At 59.5% G+C, this 22923-nt stretch carries 20 protein-coding genes and 2 pseudogenes; 8 read left to right on the top strand and 14 right to left on the bottom strand.

Annotated elements, in window-relative coordinates:
- Position 1 precedes the first annotated feature (1 nt).
- Positions 2-835 (top strand): SDR family NAD(P)-dependent oxidoreductase, encoded by an 834-nt coding sequence (locus BLP23_RS10620; protein ID WP_092584819.1) that lies wholly within the window; start codon positions 2-4, stop codon positions 833-835.
- A 422-nt stretch (positions 836-1257) separates the two neighbouring features.
- Here the strand turns inward: BLP23_RS10620 and BLP23_RS10615 are convergent, their stop codons facing one another.
- Positions 1258-2091 (bottom strand): helix-turn-helix domain-containing protein, encoded by an 834-nt coding sequence (locus BLP23_RS10615; protein ID WP_092584818.1) that lies wholly within the window; start codon positions 2089-2091, stop codon positions 1258-1260.
- Between the two features lie 284 nt (positions 2092-2375).
- Between BLP23_RS10615 and BLP23_RS10610 the strand changes: the two genes are divergently transcribed.
- Positions 2376-3281, top strand: a complete 906-nt coding sequence (locus tag BLP23_RS10610; protein ID WP_233426667.1) for a helix-turn-helix transcriptional regulator — start codon at positions 2376-2378, stop codon at positions 3279-3281.
- A 153-nt stretch (positions 3282-3434) separates the two neighbouring features.
- Here the strand turns inward: BLP23_RS10610 and BLP23_RS10605 are convergent, their stop codons facing one another.
- The 7 genes from BLP23_RS10605 to BLP23_RS10575 all read right to left on the bottom strand — a co-directional run bounded on the left by BLP23_RS10605 (position 3435) and on the right by BLP23_RS10575 (position 10892).
- Entirely contained in the window at positions 3435-4271 is an 837-nt protein-coding gene (locus tag BLP23_RS10605) for an alpha/beta fold hydrolase (protein ID WP_324613732.1), read from the bottom strand.
- A gap of 301 nt (positions 4272-4572) precedes the next feature.
- Positions 4573-6171, bottom strand: a complete 1599-nt coding sequence (locus BLP23_RS10600; RefSeq protein WP_092584815.1) for an MFS transporter — start codon at positions 6169-6171, stop codon at positions 4573-4575.
- Positions 6168-6611 carry a DoxX family protein gene (locus BLP23_RS10595; protein WP_092584814.1) on the bottom strand — a complete coding sequence of 148 codons (444 nt, stop codon included), beginning with the start codon at positions 6609-6611 and terminating at the stop codon, positions 6168-6170. Before BLP23_RS10595 ends, BLP23_RS10600 begins: the two co-directional genes overlap by 4 nt.
- Positions 6612-6821: 210 nt before the next feature.
- Entirely contained in the window at positions 6822-8804 is a 1983-nt protein-coding gene (locus BLP23_RS10590) for an amidohydrolase (RefSeq protein ID WP_092584813.1), read from the bottom strand.
- A complete protein-coding gene (locus tag BLP23_RS10585; RefSeq protein WP_092584812.1) occupies positions 8804-9094 on the bottom strand; it encodes a XapX domain-containing protein in 291 nt (96 codons plus the stop codon). Before BLP23_RS10585 ends, BLP23_RS10590 begins: the two co-directional genes overlap by 1 nt.
- 69 nt (positions 9095-9163) lie before the next feature.
- A complete protein-coding gene (locus BLP23_RS10580; RefSeq protein WP_092584811.1) occupies positions 9164-9853 on the bottom strand; it encodes a hydrolase in 690 nt (229 codons plus the stop codon).
- Between the two features lie 106 nt (positions 9854-9959).
- Positions 9960-10892, bottom strand: coding sequence for a VOC family protein (locus tag BLP23_RS10575; RefSeq protein WP_092584810.1), 933 nt, complete (start codon positions 10890-10892; stop codon positions 9960-9962).
- 121 nt (positions 10893-11013) lie between these two features.
- Here BLP23_RS10575 and BLP23_RS10570 point away from each other — a divergent pair, with 121 nt between their 5' ends.
- Positions 11014-11913, top strand: coding sequence for a LysR family transcriptional regulator (locus tag BLP23_RS10570; protein ID WP_092584809.1), 900 nt, complete (start codon positions 11014-11016; stop codon positions 11911-11913).
- A 514-nt stretch (positions 11914-12427) separates the two neighbouring features.
- On the opposite strand, the pseudogene BLP23_RS10560 reads toward BLP23_RS10570, so the two are convergent.
- Positions 12428-12724, bottom strand: a pseudogene (locus BLP23_RS10560) (hypothetical protein).
- Between the two features lie 115 nt (positions 12725-12839).
- On the opposite strand from BLP23_RS10560, the pseudogene BLP23_RS35230 reads away from it, so the two are divergent.
- The 5 genes and pseudogenes from BLP23_RS35230 to BLP23_RS10535 all read left to right on the top strand — a co-directional run.
- Positions 12840-12977: pseudogene (locus BLP23_RS35230) on the top strand (DUF1612 domain-containing protein); the annotation flags it as partial.
- Between the two features lie 197 nt (positions 12978-13174).
- Positions 13175-14128 (top strand): MBL fold metallo-hydrolase, encoded by a 954-nt coding sequence (locus BLP23_RS10550; protein WP_167363868.1) that lies wholly within the window; start codon positions 13175-13177, stop codon positions 14126-14128.
- Between the two features lie 144 nt (positions 14129-14272).
- Positions 14273-15025 (top strand): SDR family oxidoreductase, encoded by a 753-nt coding sequence (locus BLP23_RS10545; protein ID WP_092584808.1) that lies wholly within the window; start codon positions 14273-14275, stop codon positions 15023-15025.
- 62 nt (positions 15026-15087) lie between these two features.
- On the top strand, positions 15088-15513 hold the full coding sequence (locus BLP23_RS10540; RefSeq protein WP_092584807.1) for a cupin domain-containing protein: 426 nt from the start codon (positions 15088-15090) through the stop codon (positions 15511-15513).
- A 74-nt stretch (positions 15514-15587) separates the two neighbouring features.
- Positions 15588-16598 carry a mechanosensitive ion channel family protein gene (locus BLP23_RS10535; RefSeq protein ID WP_092584806.1) on the top strand — a complete coding sequence of 337 codons (1011 nt, stop codon included), beginning with the start codon at positions 15588-15590 and terminating at the stop codon, positions 16596-16598.
- A gap of 746 nt (positions 16599-17344) precedes the next feature.
- Here the strand turns inward: BLP23_RS10535 and BLP23_RS10525 are convergent.
- From BLP23_RS10525 to BLP23_RS10500, 5 genes are all read right to left on the bottom strand, one after another.
- On the bottom strand, positions 17345-18550 hold the full coding sequence (locus BLP23_RS10525; protein WP_092584804.1) for an NAD(P)/FAD-dependent oxidoreductase: 1206 nt from the start codon (positions 18548-18550) through the stop codon (positions 17345-17347).
- A 113-nt stretch (positions 18551-18663) separates the two neighbouring features.
- On the bottom strand, positions 18664-19494 hold the full coding sequence (locus tag BLP23_RS10520; protein WP_092584803.1) for an alpha/beta fold hydrolase: 831 nt from the start codon (positions 19492-19494) through the stop codon (positions 18664-18666).
- A 232-nt stretch (positions 19495-19726) separates the two neighbouring features.
- Positions 19727-19858: a hypothetical protein gene (locus BLP23_RS34935; protein WP_267890078.1), complete on the bottom strand. Its 132-nt coding sequence runs from the start codon at positions 19856-19858 to the stop codon at positions 19727-19729.
- A 64-nt stretch (positions 19859-19922) separates the two neighbouring features.
- On the bottom strand, positions 19923-20873 hold the full coding sequence (locus BLP23_RS10510; protein ID WP_092584969.1) for a helix-turn-helix domain-containing protein: 951 nt from the start codon (positions 20871-20873) through the stop codon (positions 19923-19925).
- 783 nt (positions 20874-21656) lie between these two features.
- A complete protein-coding gene (locus BLP23_RS10500; RefSeq protein ID WP_092584801.1) occupies positions 21657-22724 on the bottom strand; it encodes an ABC transporter ATP-binding protein in 1068 nt (355 codons plus the stop codon).
- Between the last annotated feature and the right edge of the window lie 199 nt (positions 22725-22923).

The raw sequence follows: 22923 nt of genomic DNA, 5'->3' as shown, positions 1-22923 counted from the left end.
AATGCAACACACTGCTGATACGGGTACGCAAATCTCCGTTGTGGAAAAATTTGATGGCGCCCCCGGAAAACGTGCCCTGATCACTGGTGCGTCAAGTGGCCTTGGCCTCGAATTTGCTGAACTGCTCGCGGCGCAGAAGGTCAATCTCGTACTCGCGGCCCGGCGACGGGAGCCAATGGAAAAGCTCGCCGCCGCACTTCGCCGCAAACATGGCGTCGATATCGTTGTGGAGCCAATCGATCTTGCCGCGCCTGGTGCTGCTGCCCGTTTAAAAAGCAGCTTGGACGAGAGGTCGATACAGATCGACATCCTGGTGAACAATGCCGGATACGGACTGCATGGCGATTTTCTGCAAACGCCGATCGAGCGCACCACCGATATGATTCAGCTCAACATCACCGCGCTCACCGAGCTGAGCTATGCTTTCGGGCGTGACATGGCAACCCGAGGATCCGGCCAGATCCTTCTTATTGCGAGTCTCTTGGCGTTCCAGCCCGTTCCCACCTTTGCTGCTTACGCGGCGACGAAGTCTTATGTACTGGCGTTTGGAGAAGCCCTGTATGAAGAGCTCCGTCGGCAAGGCGTGGTCGTCACCAGCCTTTGCCCAGGGCACACCGAAACGGGGTTCGATACAGCTGCCGGCGCTCCTGTCTCACCCATGCTCCGCCTTTTGACAATGAAGCCCCGTCCAGTCGCCGAAAGCGGCCTGCGAGCGCTCTCTCAGGGGAAAGCGTCCGTGATCGCCGGGTTCATGAATAACGTCGTTGCCTTTTCAAATCGCTTGACGCCACGTTCGATGCAGCGAGCCACCATGAAAAGAATTCTGGGGCCATAGAATGATCATTGTTGCCGCCCCATACCGATATCCGGGCAGGCCGGTTTCCAATCGGACAGCGTGCAATGCGTCATCGACAATGGCAATCTACCGCCGCGAACGGTCCCTTCAGTCGCTTACAGCATCCTGAACACCGAGGGATGATCAATGGTATCGACACGATGAGAGTGGTTGCTATCCGTGCCAGTGACCGCTGTACGGCTGACGGAAAGTTCCATAAGTATGTTACGCCGGGCAGGTCGATGAGCGTGTCGCTCGTTCGTTTCCCTCCAAGGCGTTAGGACATCAGAAGCGAAACAATGACGGTCCGAAGTGTGGGTGGCAGGCGAAGTGCTCAATTTGTCTTATAAGGAGTAAGCGAATTCTGTCAGGCGCGTTCAACCGACAGGGCAACTGCATCGCATTTGAACAGACATATTGCACTAGGAGTTTCGGCGCCAGTTGCCAGGTGTCACGCCGACGATATTTGAGAAAACGCGGGTGAAATGGCTTTGATCCGCAAAGCCGCAGGCGATAGCGACCTCGGCAAGCGGTGCGTTCGAGGCTCGAAGCAATTCTCGGGCGCGATTTATCCGTTCGCTAAGAAGCCACTGATATGGTGTCATCCCGGTTGTTTCCCGAAATGCGCGAATGAAATACCCGCGAGACAGATCGCAAGCCTGCGCAACTTCCAGGATCGAGATGTCACCTTCGAGGTTCTCGAGAAGGATGCTTTTCGCCAGTTCCTCATGCGAGCGTGAAAGGAGTCGTGTTCTGCTGTCGGTCACAGCCGGCCGGCCGCCGTAGCGTTGGACCACGTAGGTGCAGATCGCTGTCGCCATCTGATCGACGAACAGCGCGCTTGCTTCCTCCGGTCTTTCGAGTGCGGGGATCAGCGCGCGAGCGAGGTTGGCAAGCACAATATCCTTTGATGCGGTTTCGGCTGACAACGACGTCACGCCGGACAGCTCCGCCTCATCGGCGATCCTGGTGAGAGACGCAGGCGAAATTTCGAACAGCACGAAATCGAAAGGATTGCTGAAATCTGCTTTGTAGCTTTCCGACAGATCGCGAATATAGATCGAGTTCTCAGCGAAGTCGTGGATCGTCGCACGATGTTCGTGGAAGATGCGCCGCGTGTGGCCACCGAGCGAAGATACGCCGACCACAAAACCTCGATCGCTTGGCGATGCCTCGACCTGATCGAGCTGCATGTCGCTCGTTCCCTTGCGGAAGATCGCGATATCCGAGCCTATCAGGGTCTGGTTGATCGACAACTGCTTCAAAGGGCACCCGAACCCGTCGGTCACGTGTCCAGCGGAAGATCGATTTTGACTGGTGGAAACAAGGACCAAGACGTACTGCTTTCATCTCGAAGGCGCTGGATGCCGGATATGGCCACCGTGGTAGCTCCCGCTCAGCGTTCTGGTAATCGGCCGAATCTCCTCGACGAGGATGCTTTTCTACAAGATAGACGTTCGAAAGACGTATAGAAACCCAGAAAACGCGGGATCTCTGCGGAACAACTGAACAGTCCCTACCGAAGACGATCGAGACAAATGTGAGTGAAGCGTTGACGGCCAGCGAGAGAATTGCGGCATGTTTTGGTATCGAGGCAGCAAGGGCGCTGGTGATCAGACCTCTTCGCGAGGCGACGCTCTCTGTCGTCCATCTTGGCCATTTTTATGAAAATGGAGACCATCCGGTCTTGCTTCCGCCGGACGATGCCTTTCTGGTCATGCTCTATCTCGTCGATGTCTACCATTCCGACATCTGGCCGGACCGACCTCCGGCACCTTTGAAGAGGTATCCGAAGGGCTCGATCTGCCTGATCAGTATGAAAGATGGTGCCGCAATTTCGGTTCGCGGTTATTTCGAAGCGCTCGTCTTCCATATCCCGCGCGCGCATCTTGTCGAGCTCGCGGAGGAAGCAGCAGAACCCTATGTTGATGACCTGACGACCTGTCGCGGGATTGACGATCAGGTCATCCGCAATCTTGGGTCAGCTCTGATGCCGATGTTCGACATGCCGGACGAGGTGAGGGACACGCTGCTTCCGCATGTCGGGCTGGCGTTCAACGCTCATCTCGCGCATCGTTACGGACGGTCGCCTGCCCAGCGTCTTTCGACTACCGGCCGGCTATCTCCCACGCAGGAAAAGCGCATCAAGATGTACATAGCTGCAAACTTATCGGGCGACAAATCGATCGATGATATTGCCGAAGCGACCGGTTTTGCGGTGGATGAACTCAATTTCGGCTTTGTGAAGACGACTGGGCAATCTGTCCTCGAATGGATTTCGGCATGTCGCATCAGCAGGGCCAAATCACAACTGAGCAGGACCGGTGAAGCCATCGCCCGAGTGGCCGAAACGTGCGGTTTTTTGGACGAGAAGACTTTCGTGGAAGACTTTACGAGGGCCGTAGGGGTCACTCCGTTCGAGTGGCGCTCACGCAACCGACACTAACACGCTCCATGGTTAAGCAGTGGCGATGCCATCTCTCACACGGCCATTTGCCGTCGATCTCAGCTTTGGCTGCTTTTTCCCGGAATCCATTGGATGGTAGCTTCAACGTCGTCCGGATGCGGCTGGCAACACGCCGCACCCGGATTGACAGGTTTAGCCTTTGACGAAGGCGAGGAGGTCGGCGTTCAGGATATCGGCATTGACGGTCAACATCCCGTGCGAGAAGCCGGGATAGGTCTTCAGCGTGCCGGTCTTCAGGAGCTTGATGGCCTTGTATGCAGTATCTGCGATCGGCACGATCTGGTCGTCCTCACCATGCAGAACCAGCGTTGGCACAGTGATCGCCTGCAGGTCGCCGGTCTGGTCGGTTTCCGAAAAGGCTTTGATGCCGTCGTAGTGCGCCTTTGCGCCGCCCATCATGCCCTGCCGCCACCAATTTTGAATCACGCCTTCGTTTACGGTCGCGCCTTCGCGGTTGAAGCCGTAGAACGGGCCAGCGGGGACGTCGCGGAAGAACTGCGCGCGGTTGGCTGCCAGCGCGGAACGGAAGCCGTCGAAGACTTCGATCGGCAAGCCTTCCGGATTGGCAGCAGTCTTCAGCATCAAAGGCGGTACTGCGGAAACCAGGACCGCCTTGGCGACACGGCCTGTCGGTTCGCCGTGCTTGGCTACATAACGTGCAACCTCGCCACCGCCCGTCGAGTGGCCGATATGGACGGCATTTTGCAGGTCCAGCGCTTCGACGACGGCAAAGGCATCGGCGGCGTAGTGGTCCATGTCGTGACCATCAGAGACCTGCGCGGAGCGGCCGTGACCACGGCGGTCATGGGCGACGACACGATAGCCCTTGGAGAGAAAGAACAGCATCTGTGCGTCCCAGTCATCCGACGAGAGCGGCCAGCCGTGGTGAAAGACAATCGGCTGGGCATCCTTCGACCCCCAATCCTTGTAAAAGATTTCCACGCCGTCCTTGGTAGTGATGTAGCCCATCGTATTATCTCCTTCGATTGGGGTGGTGGTGGAGGCAGCGTTGGCCGCAAAGCCAAACGATGTGGGAAGTGCGAACGCAGCGGCAGCGCCGGAAAGCAATGCGCCGCGGCGCGTGGAATGGAAATTGCTGCTCATTTCAGCGTCCTGCTATCCTGTCGTTTTGCCCTCAGGCGACGCTCTGTTCGTCTGATGGAGATACATTGCCGCCAAAGGCAATGCACGGCAATTGCATCAATAGTTTCGATTTAATTGCGATTTCTGCAACAATGAAGGCAGCGGCGGCCGCCCTCTCGCGGTTGCTTTATGCGGTGCCGGGCCGGTTGATTGTCAGGAAATGCCGGACGACGGGCTTGTCCGGTCCTGAGTGATAGGCAAGGATCTGGCCTTGAAGATCGGCGTCGGCCTTCGACACCCGCTTGTGCTGGCGAAGATGTTCCGCCCAGGACTCCACCATGAACCATTCCACGATCTTCTGCGGATCGGCAGAGTCTTCCGTGACGCCCCACCCGTAGGCTCCGTCACGCCGCCTTTCGTGGGACATCTCATCGAGCGCATGCAGGAAGGCGATGCGATGATGTTTTTCGACATTGTATTCGATGAGGATCAGGACCGGCCCGCGATCATGGGCAACCTGTTCGGCAACCAGCGGCTCCGGCCAGTGGTTGGACGGCACCAGGTCCGTATCGCCGGCCGGCAGTTTCAGGCGGTGCAAGATGAACCCTGCAACCAGCAATCCGACAGCGCCGATCAGAAGCGTCATACGGACGCCCACGGCCTCGCCGACCGCACCCCAGCCGATGCTGCCGGCAGTCATGGCGCCGTTGAATACGGTCAGATACACCGCCAGACCGCGCCCACGGACCCAGTTTGGAAGGATGGACTGCGCCGCGCCGTTCAGGGTCGTCAGCGCCGTGATCCACGCGCCGCCAAGGAAAAGAAGGATGACGACCGCGAGGGATTGCGGTGGAGCAAGCGACAGTGCGCCCATGACCAGTGCAGTCACGATGGCGGACCCCAAAAGCAGACCGTTGGCGTCGAAGCGCTCGCGAAGCCTCGGCATCACCAGGGCGCCGCCGATCGCTCCGGCACCGACTGCGCCGAGCAGGATGCCGTAGAAGCTTGCGTCGCCACCGAGCATTTGCCGGGCGACAAGCGGCAGCAGAGCCCATACCGCACTTGCAAAAGCGAAGAAGATGGCGGCACGCAGCAGCACCACATGCAACGGACGGCTGGCACGGGTGTAGCGAAGACCGGCGCGGAAGGCGCCGAAGAAACCTTCGGCAAGCGCGTCATTGGCGTTCTTCGCCCGTGGCCACCACATCAAGGCGGCAATGACCACGAGATAGCTCGCGACATCGGCGGCGTAGGTAACTGCCGCACCGAACGCGGCAAGCAGCAGGCCGCCGGCCGCCGGTCCGATCGACCGGGCAATGTTGATGCCAAGGGAGTTGAGCGCGACCGCGCTTTTGACGTCCTGGCGCTGAACCAGTTCAGGCACGATCGCCTGCCATGTCGGTCCCATCAGCGCCGCACCGATGCCGCCGAGGAAGGTCAGGCCGATCAGGGCGCTGACAGAGAGCATTCCTGTGTGGGCAAGAACCATCAGTGTGATACTGACGCAGGCGAGCAGCACCTGAACCGCGATCAAAAACTTGCGACGATCGAGAATGTCGGTGAGGACGCCCGCCGGTATGGCCAGGAGGAAGATCGGCAGGGTTCCGGCAGCCTGAACCAACGCGACCGCCGCCGGCGCGGCGGACAGATCAGTCATCAGCCAGGAACTTGCGACGTCGCGCATGAAGCTTCCGGTATTTCCGAGGACGGTGGCGGCCCAGAGGACTGCAAAGACCGGCTGTGCAAGGGGAGCGAAGCTGCCCCCGGAGAATTTTGCGGCGCTCATTTGCGTGCTTCCTTGGTCAGATCCATTGCTGCGACGATGATGAAGGCGCCGGCGAGGCCGAGATGTTCGAAGAAGGCATTGGTGGCCATCATACGGTCCATGCCATCAGGCATTTCCCAGAACCGGAGAGCGATGAAGGTTGCGAGCACCGTGAAGATTGCCAAAGCCAGCGCCCCGATCCAACGCAGCAAGCCCGACACGACCATGGCCGAGGCGGCAAGTTCGAAGGTGATGACTGCCACCGCGAAGAACCCGGCCGGATGCAGGCCGAAATGCTCCATCTCGGCCAGTGCGCCGTCGAAATCGAAGATCTTGTCGAGCGGTCCCTGGATATAGGCCGCACAGAGCGCGAGAAGCGCGACGACCCGCGTCGCAGGCGCGGCAACGATTCCCGCAAGAGCACCGCTGTTGCGATTTGTGGATGGAGAATGGTCAATCATGTCTGCTCCTGTAATTTTTGCCCGATTAAGCCGATCGGCGTTGATTGCGGCTGATGGAGCGATACTGGCCGGAAAGATTGCCGCCAACAATTGCATCAATACTTTCGATTTAATTGCGATTATCGCAATAAAATGCCTTGGCGCAGGTCGAAACGGGGGCAGCGGTTGCCCGCTGCCCATTCCATTCGCTGGGCACGATGCGGCCTGCCTTCACACCGCCCAGCACGAGCAACCAAGCGCACCGAAGAAGCCCTTAAGGTCAGCGATCGGCAGTTTCGAGGTCCAGGCGTGGGCGTGGTCGTGGCCATGCACGCCGCAATCGCTGGCGCAGCCGCATGCCGATATCGCCGTGCGGCGAAGTGAACGTTTGCCGGCCCCTTCCGGCTCGCCCCAGGCGGCATAGCCGCCGAAGTTGCGCACCGGCGACCAGTCAGGCATGGCACGGGGCACATCGTTTTCGTCGAGCGGCTTGAAGTCGCCGGCACCGTAGACGATCTTGCCGCCGACCATGGTAAGGTCCGACGTCAGGAATGAAATCTCGTCTTCCGAGCAAGAGAAAAAGTCCTTATCCGGCACGACGAGATCGGCGAACTGGCCCTTCTCGATCCGGCCCTTCTTGCCTTCCTCATTGGAGAACCAGGTAACCTTTTCGGTCCACATGCGCAGTGCCGTTTCACGGTCGAGGCAATTGGCGCGGGGATATAGCTGCATGCCGCCGACGGTCTTGCCAGTCACCATCCAGGAAAGCGAGACCCAAGGATTGTAGGAGGCAACACGGGTCGCATCTGTGCCAGCGGAGACGTTGACGCCCTTCTCAAGCATGCGCTTGATCGGCGGCGTCGCCTCGGCAACGCCATGACCATAACGCTCGACAAAATATTCGCCCTGATAAGCCATGCGATGCTGGGTCGCGATGCCACCGCCGAGCGCTGCGATCCGGTCGATCGAACGGTCCGAAATTGTTTCGGCGTGGTCGAAAAACCAGTTCAGACCCTCGAGCGGGATATCCTTGTTGACCTTCTCGAAGACGTCGAGGGATCGGCTGATGGTTTCGTCGTAGGTGGCATGCATGCGCCAGGGCCAGCGGTTTTCGGCAAGCACTCGAACCACCTCTTCAAGCTCGCCTTCCATCTCCGGAGCCATCTCGGGCCGCGGTTGACGGAAGTCTTCGAAGTCCGCGGCGGAAAACACGAGCATTTCGCCCGCGCCATTGTGGCGGAAGTAGTCGTTGCCCTGCTTGTATTTGACCGACTGTGTCCAGTTGAGGAAGTCCTGCTTCTCTTCCTTCGGCTTCTGCGTGAACAGGTTGTAGGCCAGGCGTACCGTGAGCTGATTTTCGTCCGAGAGTTTCTGGATGACGGCGTAGTCGTCCGGATAGTTCTGGAAGCCGCCGCCCGCGTCGATAACCCCGGTGACGCCCAGCCGGTTGAGCTCCCGCATAAAGTGGCGGGTGGAATTGACCTGATAATCGAAAGGAAGCTTCGGCCCCTTGGAGAGAGTCGAATAAAGAATGCCCGCATTCGGCTTGGCGAGCAGCAACCCCGTCGGATTGCCGTTGGCATCGCGGGTGATCTCGCCGCCGTGAGGGTTCGGGGTGTCCTTCGTATAGCCGACAGCGCGAAGAGCAGCGCCGTTCAGCAATGCGCGGTCGTACAGGTGCAACAGGAAGACGGGCGTATCGGGTGCGATCGCATTGATCTCGTCGATCGTTGGCAGGCGCTTCTCGGCGAACTGGTGTTCGGTGAATCCGCCGACGACGCGCACCCATTGCGGGGCGGGCGTGATGGCCACTTGTCGCCTCAGCATGTCCATCGCGTCGGCGAGCGAGCGGACGCCGTCCCAGCGGAGCTCCATGTTGAAGTTAAGGCCGCCGCGCACGACGTGGGTGTGGTTGTCGATCAAACCAGGCAGGACGCGCTTGCCCTTGAGATCGACGATCTTCGTGTCAGGTCCAGCGAGTGTCATGACTTCGCTGTCGGTGCCCACGTCCATGAAGAGACCGTCCTTGACGGCGATCGCAGTGGCGTTCGGATTTGCGCGATCAAGCGTGGTGATCAATCCGTTGTGAAGAACGATGTCTGCGTGCATGGAAGCGGCTCCGGTCTTGATGGGATCGGCGGCATTGGCCGGTGAAAACAGATGTGAAAAGGCGAGGCTCGAAGCTGCGCCCAGGAATGTGCGGCGTGTCGTCATCAGCTTTTCTCCGATGTCGGATCTTCCCGGGAAGGCGTCACTTCCACGACGTTCAGCCCGCCTTTTGGGAGGTGACCGAACATGTGCGGTTTTACCTGATGATACCATGAAAGGGCAGCAGGCTCGCGAGCCCAGATGCTTTTTGCCAGCGGCAGGAGCTGCTCGCCGACAAGGATCCCGAGCAGCCCGATGAGGGCGACGACCGGCGGGGCAGGCGAGCGGACATTGAGCAGGCTGTAGATCACGCCCACCAGCAGGCCGGCACCGAGTGACAGGAGATAGATTTTCATGGAGGAGACCTTCGCTTGGGGGAAGCAATTCGCTCCGGCAGGTGGCGTCCTGCCGGAGCGATGCAGGCTTTACTTCGCGGGGTTCGGCCCGATCCGCTTGCCATGGCTGACCCGCTCGGAGCCGCCGTGAACGTGCGTGACGGCGTAGTCGATGCCCATGCCGTAGGCACCGGAATGCTCCTTCACCAGTGCGGTGACCGCGTCGTAGGTTTCTTTGCGTGCCCAGTCGCGCTGCCATTCGAGCAGAACCTGCTGCCAGGTGACCGGAACGACGCCTGCCTGAACCATGCGGTCCATGGCGTATTTGTGTGCATCGATCGAGGTGCCGCCGGAAGCGTCTGCGACCATGTATATCTCATAGTCGGTGTCGTTCATGCAGGAGAGTGCGAAGGTGGTGTTGCAGACCTCGGTCCACAGGCCAGCGACGACGATCTTCTTGCGGCCGTTTGCGGCGTTCTTGGCAAGTGCATCGCGGACGTTCTGATCATCCCAGGAGTTCATCGAGGTGCGCTCGAGAATGTCGTTGTCGGGGACGACGGCGAGCAGTTCAGGGAAGGTGTTGCCAGAAAAAGAGTCCGTCTCGACGGTCGTGATCGTGGTCGGGATGTTGAAAATTTTTGCCGCTTTGGCAAGACCCACAACGTTGTTTTTCAGGGTCTGGCGGTCGATCGACTGGACACCGAAGGCCATCTGCGGCTGCTGGTCGATGAAGATGATCTGGCTGTTTTGGGGGGTCAGGACCTGAAGCTTGTTAGACATCTCGTGTTTCCTTTTCGTTGGATTGAAGATAGGCAATGGGGCATGGATCGCTCCGCGTCTTGAACGTTGGGACGCTGGATTGTCGGAAAGCGACCTGGTTGGAATATTAGGCTGCAAGTGGCGTAAGCCCAGCCTCGATCTGGGCACGGTAAGGCTCGTAGCGGGCCGGCAATTTCAGAACCTCGCCAAGGTGCGCGGTGTCTTCGTCGCGATCGAAACCGGGTTCGTTGGTGGCGATTTCGAACAGCACGCCTCCCGGGGTACGGAAGTAGATCGCCCAGAAGTAGTCGCGGTCAATCACAGGAGTGACCTGGTAGCCGGTGTCCATCAGCGCCTTTCTGACTTCGAGCTGCTTGGCGCGGTTCTCGACGGCAAAGGCGATGTGGTGGACCGAGCCTGCTCCCTGTCGTGCAAAAGGAGTGTGGGAAAGCGCCTCGAGATCGATCGTGTCGGCGCCGTTTCCTCCTGGGATAATAAAGCGGGTGACATCACCTTCCCTCTCGGCGCGCTGGTAGCCCATGAACCCGAGCAGTTCAGCGGTGGCGGCTGTGTCGTGCAGGCGGAAACGCGCGCCGGAGAAGCCACGGATGGCGACGCTGTCGGCGATGCCGGATCCGTTCCACGCAGTGCGGGCGTCGTCTGCCGTTTCGATCAGGGCAAGACCTTCACCGTCCGGACCGTTGAACCGCAGGCGGTTGGCACCGAAGGTGGTGTCGGCTTCGAGAAGACCGGCTCCCTTAGCGGTCAGACGATCCTGCCAGAAGGAGAGGGAGCCTTTCGGGACTGCGAACTGCGTCTCGCCCACTTCGCCAACGCCTGGTCTGCCGCGCATCACGTCGGGGAATGGGAAGTAGGTCATGACAGTGCCGGGGGTACCAGCCTCGTCGCCGTAGTAGAGGTGGTAGACGTTCGGATCGTCGAAGTTCACGGTCTTCTTCACGCGGCGTAGCCCAAGCGTGTCCGTGAAAAACGTGTTGTTCTGACGGGCGTCAGATGCCATCGACGTGATGTGATGCAGTCCGTTGATTTCCTTGATCATGATGTTTGCCCTTCGGTGGCTGACTTCGTTTGTCTGGTGTGATTAGAAAACTACCCCAGTTGATCAGCACTCAGAATTGCAATAAAACTTACGAATGAATTGCGCTGGGTGAAATAATAGAATGAACGACTACAAGGCCCTCCGAACGTTTCTGCTGGCTGCCGAAAAGCGGAACTTTGCGCAGGTCGCGCGCGAACTGGACATGACACCCGCAGCTGTCACGCGTGCAATCGCCGCTCTGGAAGAAGACCTCGGCGTACAGCTCTTTGTCCGGACGACGCGGCAGGTCTCGCTCACGACCGACGGCGCGATTTTTGCTGCCCAGATACAACCGGCGGTGCAGGCGCTCGAAAATGCCCGCAAAGATGTGATGAACACCCACAAGGCCGATCACGGTCGGCTTCGGATCAGTGCGCCGACCTGGTTCGGGCAGCAAATCCTGCCACCTATCTTGTCGGGCTTCAGGGAGCGCTATCCGAAGATCACTTTCGAAATCTCCCTCACGGACGGTCTCGTAAACATCATCGATGACAACTACGATCTCGCGATCCGCATCTCTGCTGCTCCGTCGGACAAGTTCACGATCTGGCGGAAGATCAGCGTCGTGCGCCGCATTCTCGTTGCTGCGCCAGGAAGTCGATTTGAAGAAATGGAACATCCCAATGAGCTGACACTCGACGATTGCCTTGCCTACAGTGGCGAAAGCAAACGGGAGACTTGGTCCTTGTCGGACGGCGGCGGCAGTACGACGATATCGGCGGGCCGCGCGTTCAGCGCCAACAATGGAGGTGTTCTGGCCGATATGGCAGCTGAAGGGGCCGGGGTTGCCATGCTTCCGAGGTTTCACGTGGTCGAGCATCTGCGCACGGGAAGGCTGGTCCATGTCCTGCGGAACTGGTCGCCGCCGGACTTGTGGCTGACCCTATATTACCCTCCATACCAGGCGCTGCCACCGCGCATTGCCTCGTTCTCGAAATTCTTCGAACAACAAGTTCCGGCGTTTATGACGGCGATGGAATGACCTTCGCAGTGATAAGTGGACTCCGTTCTGCAGAAGCGTTTAAGGCAATATTACAGCATCCTGGATGCCGGGTTTTGGATGAAGGTTTTAGCCGCATCCCATCACTTTCGCCGGACTCAAAGCCTGGAAGATTGCCCGCACGAATTTGATCGAAACACCGAAGTCGAGCTATCTAAAAACCGAGCTGTGGGCGCAGGCCCTGCATACGGCATTTGCCGATTTCAAAGGCCTTATTTGGACGTCCCGCTAGTGCGATCCAGCGAGCTGCCTCATCTTTTGGAGATCGTGTCCGAGAGAGCAGCTTCGATGTTTTGGATTGTATCGATGTTGCCACAAACCCCAATCTTCTTCTGGAGTTGAGAGGCTACGGTAAGCGCGCAGGAATCACGATTATCTGAGTCGTTTCCGATGCCACCCGCCGCTCGATCGATGACTTCCTCTTCTATATTGCGCGTGCCAATGAGCCAAGTGCGCTCGAGGCCTAGCCAATAGTGTCGCTCCCGGTATCGAGTCCTTAAATCCCTGACCCGTCGAGCTGCTGGGCGTTGTCGCCCTCCCAGGGTGAGGACATGGAGGTGCGATTGAGATTGGCAGAGAGCATCGGCATCCAGCACTTCAATTCCGGCTCGGCGTATTCGATGATGCGGCCGGGCGAGGAATCAGAGGCGCGCCAGCCTCACTGATCGCCATTCGACCAATACGCGAGGTCAACTTCTGCCGGCCCCCGTTCGGACGGACGGGTCGTGACGAGCATCCTGCTGCCGTTTTTCGGCGCGGTTGTCATGTGGCGCCAGCGGTCTGGCTCATCCATCGTTTTCCTCCTGCCTTGCTGCAGGCTGCAAGTGTCGCCTCGCCACCGAAAGCGGTCAACTCACACTTTTACACGACCCATCCTGTGTATTCGGCTGGAAAGTCGCTCAAGGAACGGCGCGCTGCGGCAGGCGGAGAATCTGCCGCCGGTGCTGCAGGTCATCGTCGCCCTCGATGCCTGGAATGAGCTGGGCGTGCTGCAGCGCGCGCCATGGGTCGGCTGGCTACTGGCCGCCTCGATCCTGCGTATGAGTCAACAGCAATTGCTCTACAGCGGCAGCAATCGTTCTGGCGCAGCGGCAAATCACTTTCGATAGATCATCAGAGGACACGCCAGCAATGAGTGTGTCGCCGATCGCTAAAGACTTCACCAGCATGACGGCGCTTCCCATCCAGGAAGCGTAAGCCACCCAGGATCTAGCAGCAAGCTAGAACAAAGGAGTTTTCAAAGATGAACCAGATGGTCAACAACACTCAGGAGGCAAGCATGAAACTGGACAACACCGCACATCCCGGCAGACCGGGACCCGAAGAGCTGGTTCCGTCGCGCTACGCGGTGCGGATCGGCGAGATTGACGTGCTGGTGGTCAGCGATGGGGTGCTACCGCTCCCGACCGCGATGTTGGGCCACAACGCCGACCCGGCCGCCCGGGCCGCCTGGCTGGGCGACATGTTCCTGCCGCCGGACGCCTTCGACTGGGCGCTGAACGTGGTCGTGGTGCGTAGCGGCGAGCAGACCATACTCATCGACGCTGGGCTAGGGTTGGACCCGGACTTGAACCTGCCGCGGGCCGGGCAGTTGATGAAGCGACTGGAGTCCGCCGGCATTGATCTTGCATCTGTGACCGACGTGGTGCTCACCCACATGCACATGGACCACGTTGGCGGGCTGCTCGTCGACGGGGTGAAGGAACGGCTCAATCCGGACCTGCGGATCCATGTGGCCGCTGCCGAGGTCAAATTTTGGGAGTCGCCCGATTTCTCCCACGTCTCGATGCCGGCGGGCTTCCCGGACGCGCTTCGGGCGGCCGCCAAGCGGTTCAGCAAAGAGTACCAGAGCCAGCTGCGGTTGTTCGAGGATGAGCATGAGGTGGCGCCGGGCGTGGTCGTCTCTCGGACCGGCGGCCACACCCCCGGGCACAGCGTGGTCCGCGTGGCCTCAGGCAACGACCGGCTGATGTTTGCCGGCGACGCCGTGTTCGCGGTAGGGTTCGACCACCCAGACTGGCACAACGGTTTCGAACATGACCCCGAGGAGGCTGCCCGCGTTCGCGTCCGGCTTTTGCAGGAACTGGCAGCGACCGGAGAACTGCTGGTGGCAACTCATATGCCGTTTCCTTCGGTTGGCCATGTCGCGGTCGAGGGCAACGCCTTTCGTTGGGTGCCGGTCTTCTGGGACTACTGACCGCATGATTTGAGGCCGAACCAGAGCGTCATCCTTGAAGGCTGTGTCCAGCTCGGCCTTCAAGCCCGAGCTTCAACAAGGCCTTCACCTATCCACCTATTGAACCACGCGCACCGCTTGGGCGCGCAGCAAATGGAGCATCTTATGAAAATCGTGATTATCGGCGGAACCGGCCTGATCGGTTCCAAGACTGCAGAGCGCCTGCGCAAGAAGGGGCATGAGGTCATTGCTGCTGCCCCGAAAACCGGCGTCAATACCCTCACCGGAGAGGGCTTGGCGGAAGCACTGAAGAATACCGAGGTGGTGATCGACCTCGCGAACTCGCCATCCTTCGAGGATAAGGCCGTGCTCGAATTCTTTCAGACGGCGGGCAAGAACCTGATGGCAGCGGAAATCGAGGCCGGTGTGAAACACCACGTCGCGCTTTCGATCGTCGGCACGGATCGGTTGCCGGATAGCGGCTATCTTCGAGCCAAGGTCGCCCAGGAAAAGATCATCCGGGCAGCCGGCATTCCCTATACGATCGTGCGTTCCACACAGTTCATGGAATTTCTCGGCGGCATCGCCCAAGAGGGCACGGTCGGCGACACGGCCCGCTTGTCGACGGGTTTCCTGCAGCCGATCGCGTCCGACGACGTCGCCGATTTCGTAACGGACGCGGCCCTTGCTGCGCCGGCTAACGGCATCGTCGAAATCTGCGGCCCCGAGCGCGCACGTCTCTGCGATTTCGCCGCGCGCTACCTCAAGGCGATCGGAGATTCTCGCACCGTTGTCGCGGATCCGGATGCCCGCTATTTCGGCACCAAACTGGAAGACGGCTCACTCGTTTCCGACAATCATCCTCGCATCGGCCGCATCGGTTTCGACGATTGGTTTGCGACAACGCCCAGAAAGTAACGACTTGCATACGGGCCATCTTATAGGCGCCCCGATGCCTCAGTCACGAAAGGACGATAGACATGATCAAGTCATTGCATTTTGCCGTCGCGTTGACGGCTCTCCTGTCAGGTTCGGCTCTTGCGCACGATGCGCCCGGTGGCGGGGAGGGCGCAAAGGTTACGCTGGTCTATGACCACAAACTGCCGAACGTTCCCGGTAAGAGCATGAAGGGCGTTCTCGTCGAATATGCTCCAGGCGGTTTCTCGGAGGGCCACACACACCCAGCCTCCGCCTTCATTTACGCGACCGTCCTCGAAGGGGCGATCCGCAGCCAGGTCAACGACGGGCCCGTCAAGGTCTATGAAGCCGGGGACAGCTTTTCGGAATTGCCGGGCGATCGCCACGGTGTCAGCGAAAACGCTAGCAAGACCAAACCGGCAAGGCTGCTTGCAGTCTTCGTCGTTGATAGCGCCGAGCAAGAACTGACATTCCCGATCAAGAAATAGCCGATCAGGCCGGGGGCCCGCAGTGCTGGTGCCCGGCCGCTCTTTGACGCAACCAAAAATCGGTGATTGCTACCATGTTTGGTAATGACACTTTCGTGCCGCTTGTTCTGATCAACCTTCTGGGACTTGCCGGCATCGTCGTGTGGCACATCCAGGGCGGCAACCGTCCGACGGGCCGCTTGATCGTCCAGATCCTGTTCTTCACCAACATGAGCCTCGTGCTCTATCTGGGAGGTATCGCTCCGCATCGGCCCGACGGTATCTACACGCAAGGTCTTGCCGCGCTGCTTTCCAAATCGGCCAAAATCCTGTGGTGGACCCATCTCGCCTGGACGATCATCGGCTTCATCCAGATCTACGTCAGACTGAACCGCAAGCCACGGGAAGCACATCTCATCCAGGATATGGCCATTGCCGTCATCTATCTCGGCGTGGCGCTTTCCGTCATCGGTTTCGTCTTCGGCATGCCGGTCGGCACCTTGGTTGCAACATCGGGCGTCATCGCCGTCATCTTCGGCCTCGCGTTACAGAATACGCTGGGCGATGTCTTTTCCGGCATCGCGCTGACACTCGGCAGGGCCTATGCAATAGGCGACTGGGTCCAGTTGAACGACGGAACCGAGGGTCGCGTCATCGAAACCACCTGGCGCTCCACCAACCTGCTGACCGTTACGAACAATGTCGTCGTGCTACCGAACAGCATCCTGGCAAAGCAGGGCGTGACAAATCTTAGCCGCCCTGACGAAACCCACCTGATCGCGTTGCGTGTGCGCATCGCTGCAACGCAAAGACCACGTATTGTCGAGGAAGTCATGCGATCTGTGCTGCGGGCCAGCGTCCGGATCGTCAAGAACCCGCCGCCGGTCGTTGCCCTGACGGCCGTCGACGCGATCGCAATCGAAGTCGAGCTGCAGTTCCGCGTCGACAGCGTCGCCATTCGAACGCCCGCCAAGAACGAGATCGTCGACCTGCTTCATGACCAATGCAGAGCAAGCGGGCTTTCGCTGGCCATGCCGGCCGAAAGCCTCGCTTTCCTGCCGGCACCGATCAGGAAGCAGTATCCTGCCGAATCCCGGCCGGTCTAGGTCACCGTCCCATAAGATCGAAGCCAGATACGAATTGAGGCAAGCTGGGTGGATGCGAGGAAGTTGTCGTGGCATGCGCCATATCGCTTTGCGATGGCAACTAGGCATTGGAGTTATTGAAAGTCGTCCAACAGCGTTTCGTTATTCGTAAAGCCGCGAGCTGAAGATGGGACGATTGACCCTGAATGGGGCAAATCGGATTCAAGATAGATTTCGAGGAGAGATCAGCCATGTATGAAGAGTGCGATCCCGTTGATGAAGCCCAATGGAACTTTCTTGCGCTCTTGATGCCCGGTGGCTGCCGCGGCAAGCGCGGCCCTCGAGCCGATAACGGACGCCTTATTGATGCGATCTTCTGGAATTGATGCGATCTTCTGGATGGCCCGTTGCGGCGGGCGCTGGCGCGACCTGCTGAAGCGATTTGGCGATTACCGCACTGTCAAGCGGCGCCACTATTGTCTGGGTGGAGCAGGGAGTACTGCAGGATCTCTTCGACAGTCTTATCCACGATGGCAATTTCTGCATGCCACGGTCGTTCGCGCTCATCAGCATGCCAGTGGCGCACGCAGGCAAAAAAGGGGGGCCTGATGCCGAAAGTCTGAGCCCGTTCCAAGGCAGGCCTAGACGCCAAGCTCTATGTGGTGACCGGCAGGAGAAAACGCTCGATGAATTGGGGCGCCTTACGAGCGGGCTGAAATATAACGAGCTGCACACTTGCACAGAGCGCAGCTCGTGTCGTGATGCGATCAGAGGTCCGTCACACGCTCCGGATCGGCGCAAGCCAGCGCAGCGGCGCGCTCGGGCTGCGGCGGATAGATCCAGACGGTGTTGATTTCCTGTTTGGTCGCCTTCGCTTTCTCCCCGACCATCTCCACCTTGCGCTCCCAGCCTCGGGTGAAGAGGGCTCCGGCATCGCCGAGGTCAAGGCAGGTGACATAAGCTTCCTGATGATATTGCCGTGCCGGCACACCCAACAGTTCGGCGGCGGCATTGTTGCCCGCGAAGGCGCCCATGCGTGTGGCGTGCTGGCACGACATCAGTGCGTAGTTGCCGCAGTCGTCGCATGCGACGCGCGCCGCATCCCCGGTGGCGAAGACGCCGCGCACGGCCGGAACGCGCAGGCAGCCGTCGACCAGCAGCCGGTCGAACTTGTCACGCTCGCCGGGAATTTTGGTGGTCAGGGGATTAGCCCGCATGCCTGCCGCCCAGATCACGGTCATGGTTTCGATATGCTCGCCGGTACTCAGCGTAACGCCGGACTTATCGAGTGATGAAACCCCGGCGTTGAGCCGCGTTTCCACGCCGAGCTTGCGCAGTGCTTCCTCGATGATCGGGCGAGGACCTTCGCCCATGTCGGGGGCGACCGCGCTGCTGCGATCGATGATAATGACACGGGGATTGACGGTTTTGTCGAACAGGGTCCGCAGCCGCGAAGGCATTTCGGTCGCCGCCTCGATCCCTGTGAAACCGGCGCCGGCAACAACGATGGTGTCGCGCGCGGCCGAAGCCGGCATCTTCGCAAGCTCGTGGAGGTGGCGATCGAGGGCAATGGCGTCATCGATATTGTCGATGCTGAAGGCGTATTCGGCGAGGCCGGGAATATTCGGGCGGAACAGCCGGCTGCCGGTGGCGAGCACAATGCGATGATACTGAAGGGACTTTCGTTCGCCCCTGGCATTGACGACTTCTACGGTGCAGGCCTTCGTGTCGATCGCTTCCACGCTGCCCTGCACGTAGGCGACATCGACGGCGTCAAATACATCCTGCAGAGGTGCCGTCAGGGTCTCGGGTTTCGGCTCGTAAAGCCGGGGGCGGATGACGAGCGTCGGTTCCGGGGACACCAGCGCGATTTCGAGCTCTTCGGGCGAAACGCCTTCGATATCGCGCAGGCGGGCTGCGGACAGGGCGGCGTACATGCCGGCGAAACCGGCGCCTACAATCACAAGTCTCATGTTACTCACTCCGAGGTTTTTACTTTCAAAGGGCCGCGCGTCACCGTTGCCGCTCGCGATGGGCGGCGAGATGGTCGGTAACGATGGCGCGCGGATCGGTGAAGCGACGTCGCTTAGACGGTGATGAAGGCCAGCATGTCGGCATTGACGACATCTGCATGGGTCGTGCACAGCCCATGCGGCAGTTTCTCGTAGATTTTCAGCGTGCCGGCCTGCAGGAGCTTCGCCGACAACGGAGCGGCGGCACCGATGGGAACGATCTGGTCGTCATCGCCATGCAACACCAGCGTCGGCACAGTGATGCTCTTCAGGTCCCCGGTGAAATCCGTCTCCGAGAATGCCTTGATGCCGTCGTAATGCGCTTTCGCGCCGCCCATCATTCCCTGACGCCACCAATTTGAGATGACCGCCTGCGAAGGCTCGGAACCCGGGCGGTTGTAGCCGTAGAAGGGGCCGCTCGGAAAATCGCGATAGAACTGCGAACGGTTGGCTGCCAGCTGCCTGCGCAATCCGTCGAATGCCTCGATCGGCAAACCGCCGGGATTGGCGGCCGTCTTCAACATCAATGGCGGCACGGCCGCAATCAGGATCAGTTTGGCAACGCGACCCTTGCCGTAGCGCGCGACATAGCGCGCGGCTTCACCGCCGCCGGTAGAGTGGCCGACATGGATTGCGTTGCGAAGATCGAGGTAGTCGATCATTGCGGCAACATCGGAGGCGTAGTGATCCATGTCATGACCGTCGCCCACCTGGCTCGATCGACCATGACCGCGGCGATCATGAGCGATGACGCGAAAGCCCTTGCCGAGGAAGAAGAGCATTTGATTATCCCAATCGTCGGAGCTGAGCGGCCAGCCGTGGTGAAAGACGATCGGCTGAGCGGACTTCGGGCCCCAGTCCTTGTAGAAAAGTTGAACACCGTCGCTGGTTGTAATGGAGGTCATTGTGCTGATCCTTTATAGAGTATTTGTTTCGGCGCCCGTCATCGAATCGGACGGACAGCTGGTAAGATCGCGTATGCAAGCCGCTAAGGGTCGCTTCGTTGATTGACCCGTAATCGGTGCCCAGACCATCCTTTGTCTCCGCAGTATCCATTGGTATGGGCGCAATGGTGGTTTAGCGAAACAGGTCTGCGGCTGCGCCAGAGGGATTGGCGCCATTGCAGAGCAATTGCGGTTAGCGGATGCGCCGCCGCGCATCGCCCGGCGTTTTATCGGTCAGATTTCGAAATGTGGCGGCCAAGGCTGTTTGCGAGGCGCAGTCGAGTGAGGCTTCGACCAACGCCATGCCAGTGGAATCGCGCTGCATGGCCGTCGCTGCTCAAGCCAGGACGCGACAGTCCGGAATCTGAGGCGAGGCGAAAGGAGATTGGTCAGCCGTGGCGCCGCCGCCAATCGGTCGGTGTTTCACCGGTCAATTTTCGGAATGCAGCTGCAAATGCTGTTTGCGAGGCATAACCGAGGGAGGCTGCGACCAACGCGATCGAATTTTGAGGATCACGTAGCATGTTTATGGCCTGCTCGAGCCGATATTGACGGAGCCAGTTGTGAGGCGAAAGCCCCGTACTCTCCTTGAAGGCGCGACAGAAATGAAAACGCGACAGCCCGGAATCGGCAGCGAGAGCCCCGAGGGAGACGTCCGCGTCGGCGTCCGACCGCAATCGTTCGATGGCCCGGCGCAGCACGCTGGGCGCGAGGCCGCCCAGCGCCGGCTGATAGCTCGGTGCCTTGCCGGTGTGCGCAGCCAGCAGGCGCGTGGCCAAAAGGTCAGTCAACTGCTGCCTGAACAGTGCATCCAGTGCCGTATTGCCTTCCAGGACATCGGCTGCGCTCAGGAGCAATCGGGATGTAATGAGGTCCGGATGCGCCGTTCGCTCCAAGAGATCGGTCGGCGTGAAAGTGTCGGTTTCGTCGGCAATGCGCGTCAGTGTCGTGTGGGGAAGATAGAGCTGAACGACATCAACCGGTTTTGGAATATCCCATCGCGAGCTTGATCCAGCCGGGATGATGATCACAACCCCGCGACGAAACGTTCCGCTCTCGATCGATCTTCCTGTCCGTCGTTCCATGCGCTGTATCGCGCCGTTGTAAGCCATGATGACGTGGTCGGTCATGGGCTCGACGACATCATGTAAGGGGTCGTGATTCCAGTGGGCGATTGCACCGCCCGAGGGGTCCGCCGCAAGATGAATTGGCGCAGTTCTGAGAACACGTGACATCTCGTTAGCAGGGGTCTGATCGGCGGCCCTCGTTTCGTCCCGGCTCGCACCGATTGTCTCAGCCGACGAGCCCTCGCGAGGATTGCTGGAGCAAGACACGCTCATGGTTGCGCGCTCGTCGATTGGCGCTTGCATGCGATCCTTGCAACAATTGCCAGCTCGTTGAGCGCCCGCCCATAGTGGCCAACCCTGTCAGTCTTATTACGCATGACATCCTCCTGTCGTGAGCAATTGCGCTGTGCTTCCGGTCATCCGCGCGTTGCCAGGTGTGGCGAGGATATCAAGAGTTTTCGAGGGCGAAAACCTATGCTCCAGGACAGGTTGCGCTCGCGACTGGACCTCGTTCTCAATCACGCGAGAGCGTCGCGCGATGTATGCGCCGCCAGCCTGAGGGGCCGATGTAAGGCATTGGGCCAATTCACGCCAGGAGCTGCCGATGACGATCGTTGCTCCATCACGATATCCCAGCTTTCACGCGATATGCCCGCGTATTTGCGGTGTATGGCCAAACGGGAAGCGACCGAGGGCGCGACATCATCGGCACACGACCGTTCGGCGACCAACCGGACGAGCGCACTGTCATTCAATGCGTCAATCGCGGTAGTCTGACCCAAGCGAAGCCGGAGAAGAATATGGCTGCAGCGTGAACGCGGTGAGCGGCAAACCTGACGCATTCAGGTTCGTATGCCGCCGCAGTGTCTCGGCCTAGCGTCGCGACGCGGTTCGTTCGGCGGCCGCGAAACTCGGTTGCCCAAAATAGCGATCTGGTCCGGCACGCAAGTCGAGAAACATCTCCGGCTTCGAGCCGAATTCTTCCTGCGGCGCCTGGCTGATCCCGCCTTCCGCCAGGACGATGGCTAAAGCTTCAGTTGGCGGAAAGTCCGAGGCTCAATCCGGCCGCAATGTCTTGCCCGATCCCGCATCGAATAGATGGAGCTTTCCGGTACGAGAGGCTACCGTCACGACCTGCCCTGGCTCAAAATCGTGGCGTTCCGAAAATACCGCAACAAGCTCGCCCGGCCCGTAGCGCAGGAACACCATCGTTTCATGGCCGGTGGGTTCGGTGACGTTGACAGTCGCCGTGAGACCGCTTTCGGCCAGCGACAGATGTTCAGGCCGCACGCCCAGGAGGACAGGCTGCCCGTCAGACGCTTCCGGCGTGAAGCCGAGCGAGATCTCGTCTGCGCTCTCCGTGACGAAGATTGCACCATCGGCCTTGTACCGGCCTTTGAGGAGATTCATGGACGGCGAACCGATGAAGGTTGCCACGAACGTGTTGCTGGGACGGTCGTAGAGTTCCAGCGGCGTGCCGATCTGTTCGACCTTGCCGCTCTGCATCACCACGATCTTGTCGGCCATGGTCATCGCTTCGACCTGGTCATGAGTGACATAGACGGTCGTGGTTTTCAGCCGCTGGTGCAGTTCCTTGATCTCCTTGCGCATCTGCACGCGCAGCTTGGCATCCAGGTTCGACAAAGGCTCGTCGAACAGAAATACTTGTGGCGACCTGACGATGGCTCGACCCATCGCCACACGCTGCCGCTGGCCGCCCGAAAGCTGACGCGGATAACGGTCCAGATAGGGTACGAGATCGAGCGTTTCGGCCGCCGCCTGAAGGCGCTGTTTGATGACGTCCGCTGGCTGCTTCTGTAGGCGCAGCGCAAAGACCATGTTTTCGGCAACGGTTTTGTGCGGATAAAGCGCATAGCTCTGGAAGACCATCGCAATATCGCGGTCCTTGGGCGGCAGATTGTTGACGACCTTTCCGCCGATTGAGATGGTGCCGCCCGTGATGCTTTCGAGCCCTGCGACCATCCGCAACAGGGTCGATTTCCCGCAACCGGACGGGCCGACGAGCACGACAAACTCGCCGTCGCGAATTTCTATATCTACACCATGCAGGACATTTAAGGCGCCGTAGGCCTTCTGCGCCCCCGAAATATTGACCTCAGCCATATGCCTCCCACTCGCTTTCCGGCGACCCTGGGCAGCCCCAGGGGTTATGCATCTCTTGGCAGATATTCCCAGGCATCCGGGCGGCGCGAAACCGCCCTCCGCCCTACTAAAAAGTACCCGCCAGACCTCCTCCATGAAACGTTTCATTTTTCATTGACTTTTTCCGCCTGCCGTCTAATGCTCGTTGTCGAGACCGGGA

The organism is Rhizobium mongolense subsp. loessense (assembly GCF_900099775.1).
GTDB lineage: Bacteria > Pseudomonadota > Alphaproteobacteria > Rhizobiales > Rhizobiaceae > Rhizobium > Rhizobium loessense.
Note: the sequence above shows the minus strand (reverse complement) of the source record. Positions and strands in the feature narration are given on the sequence as shown.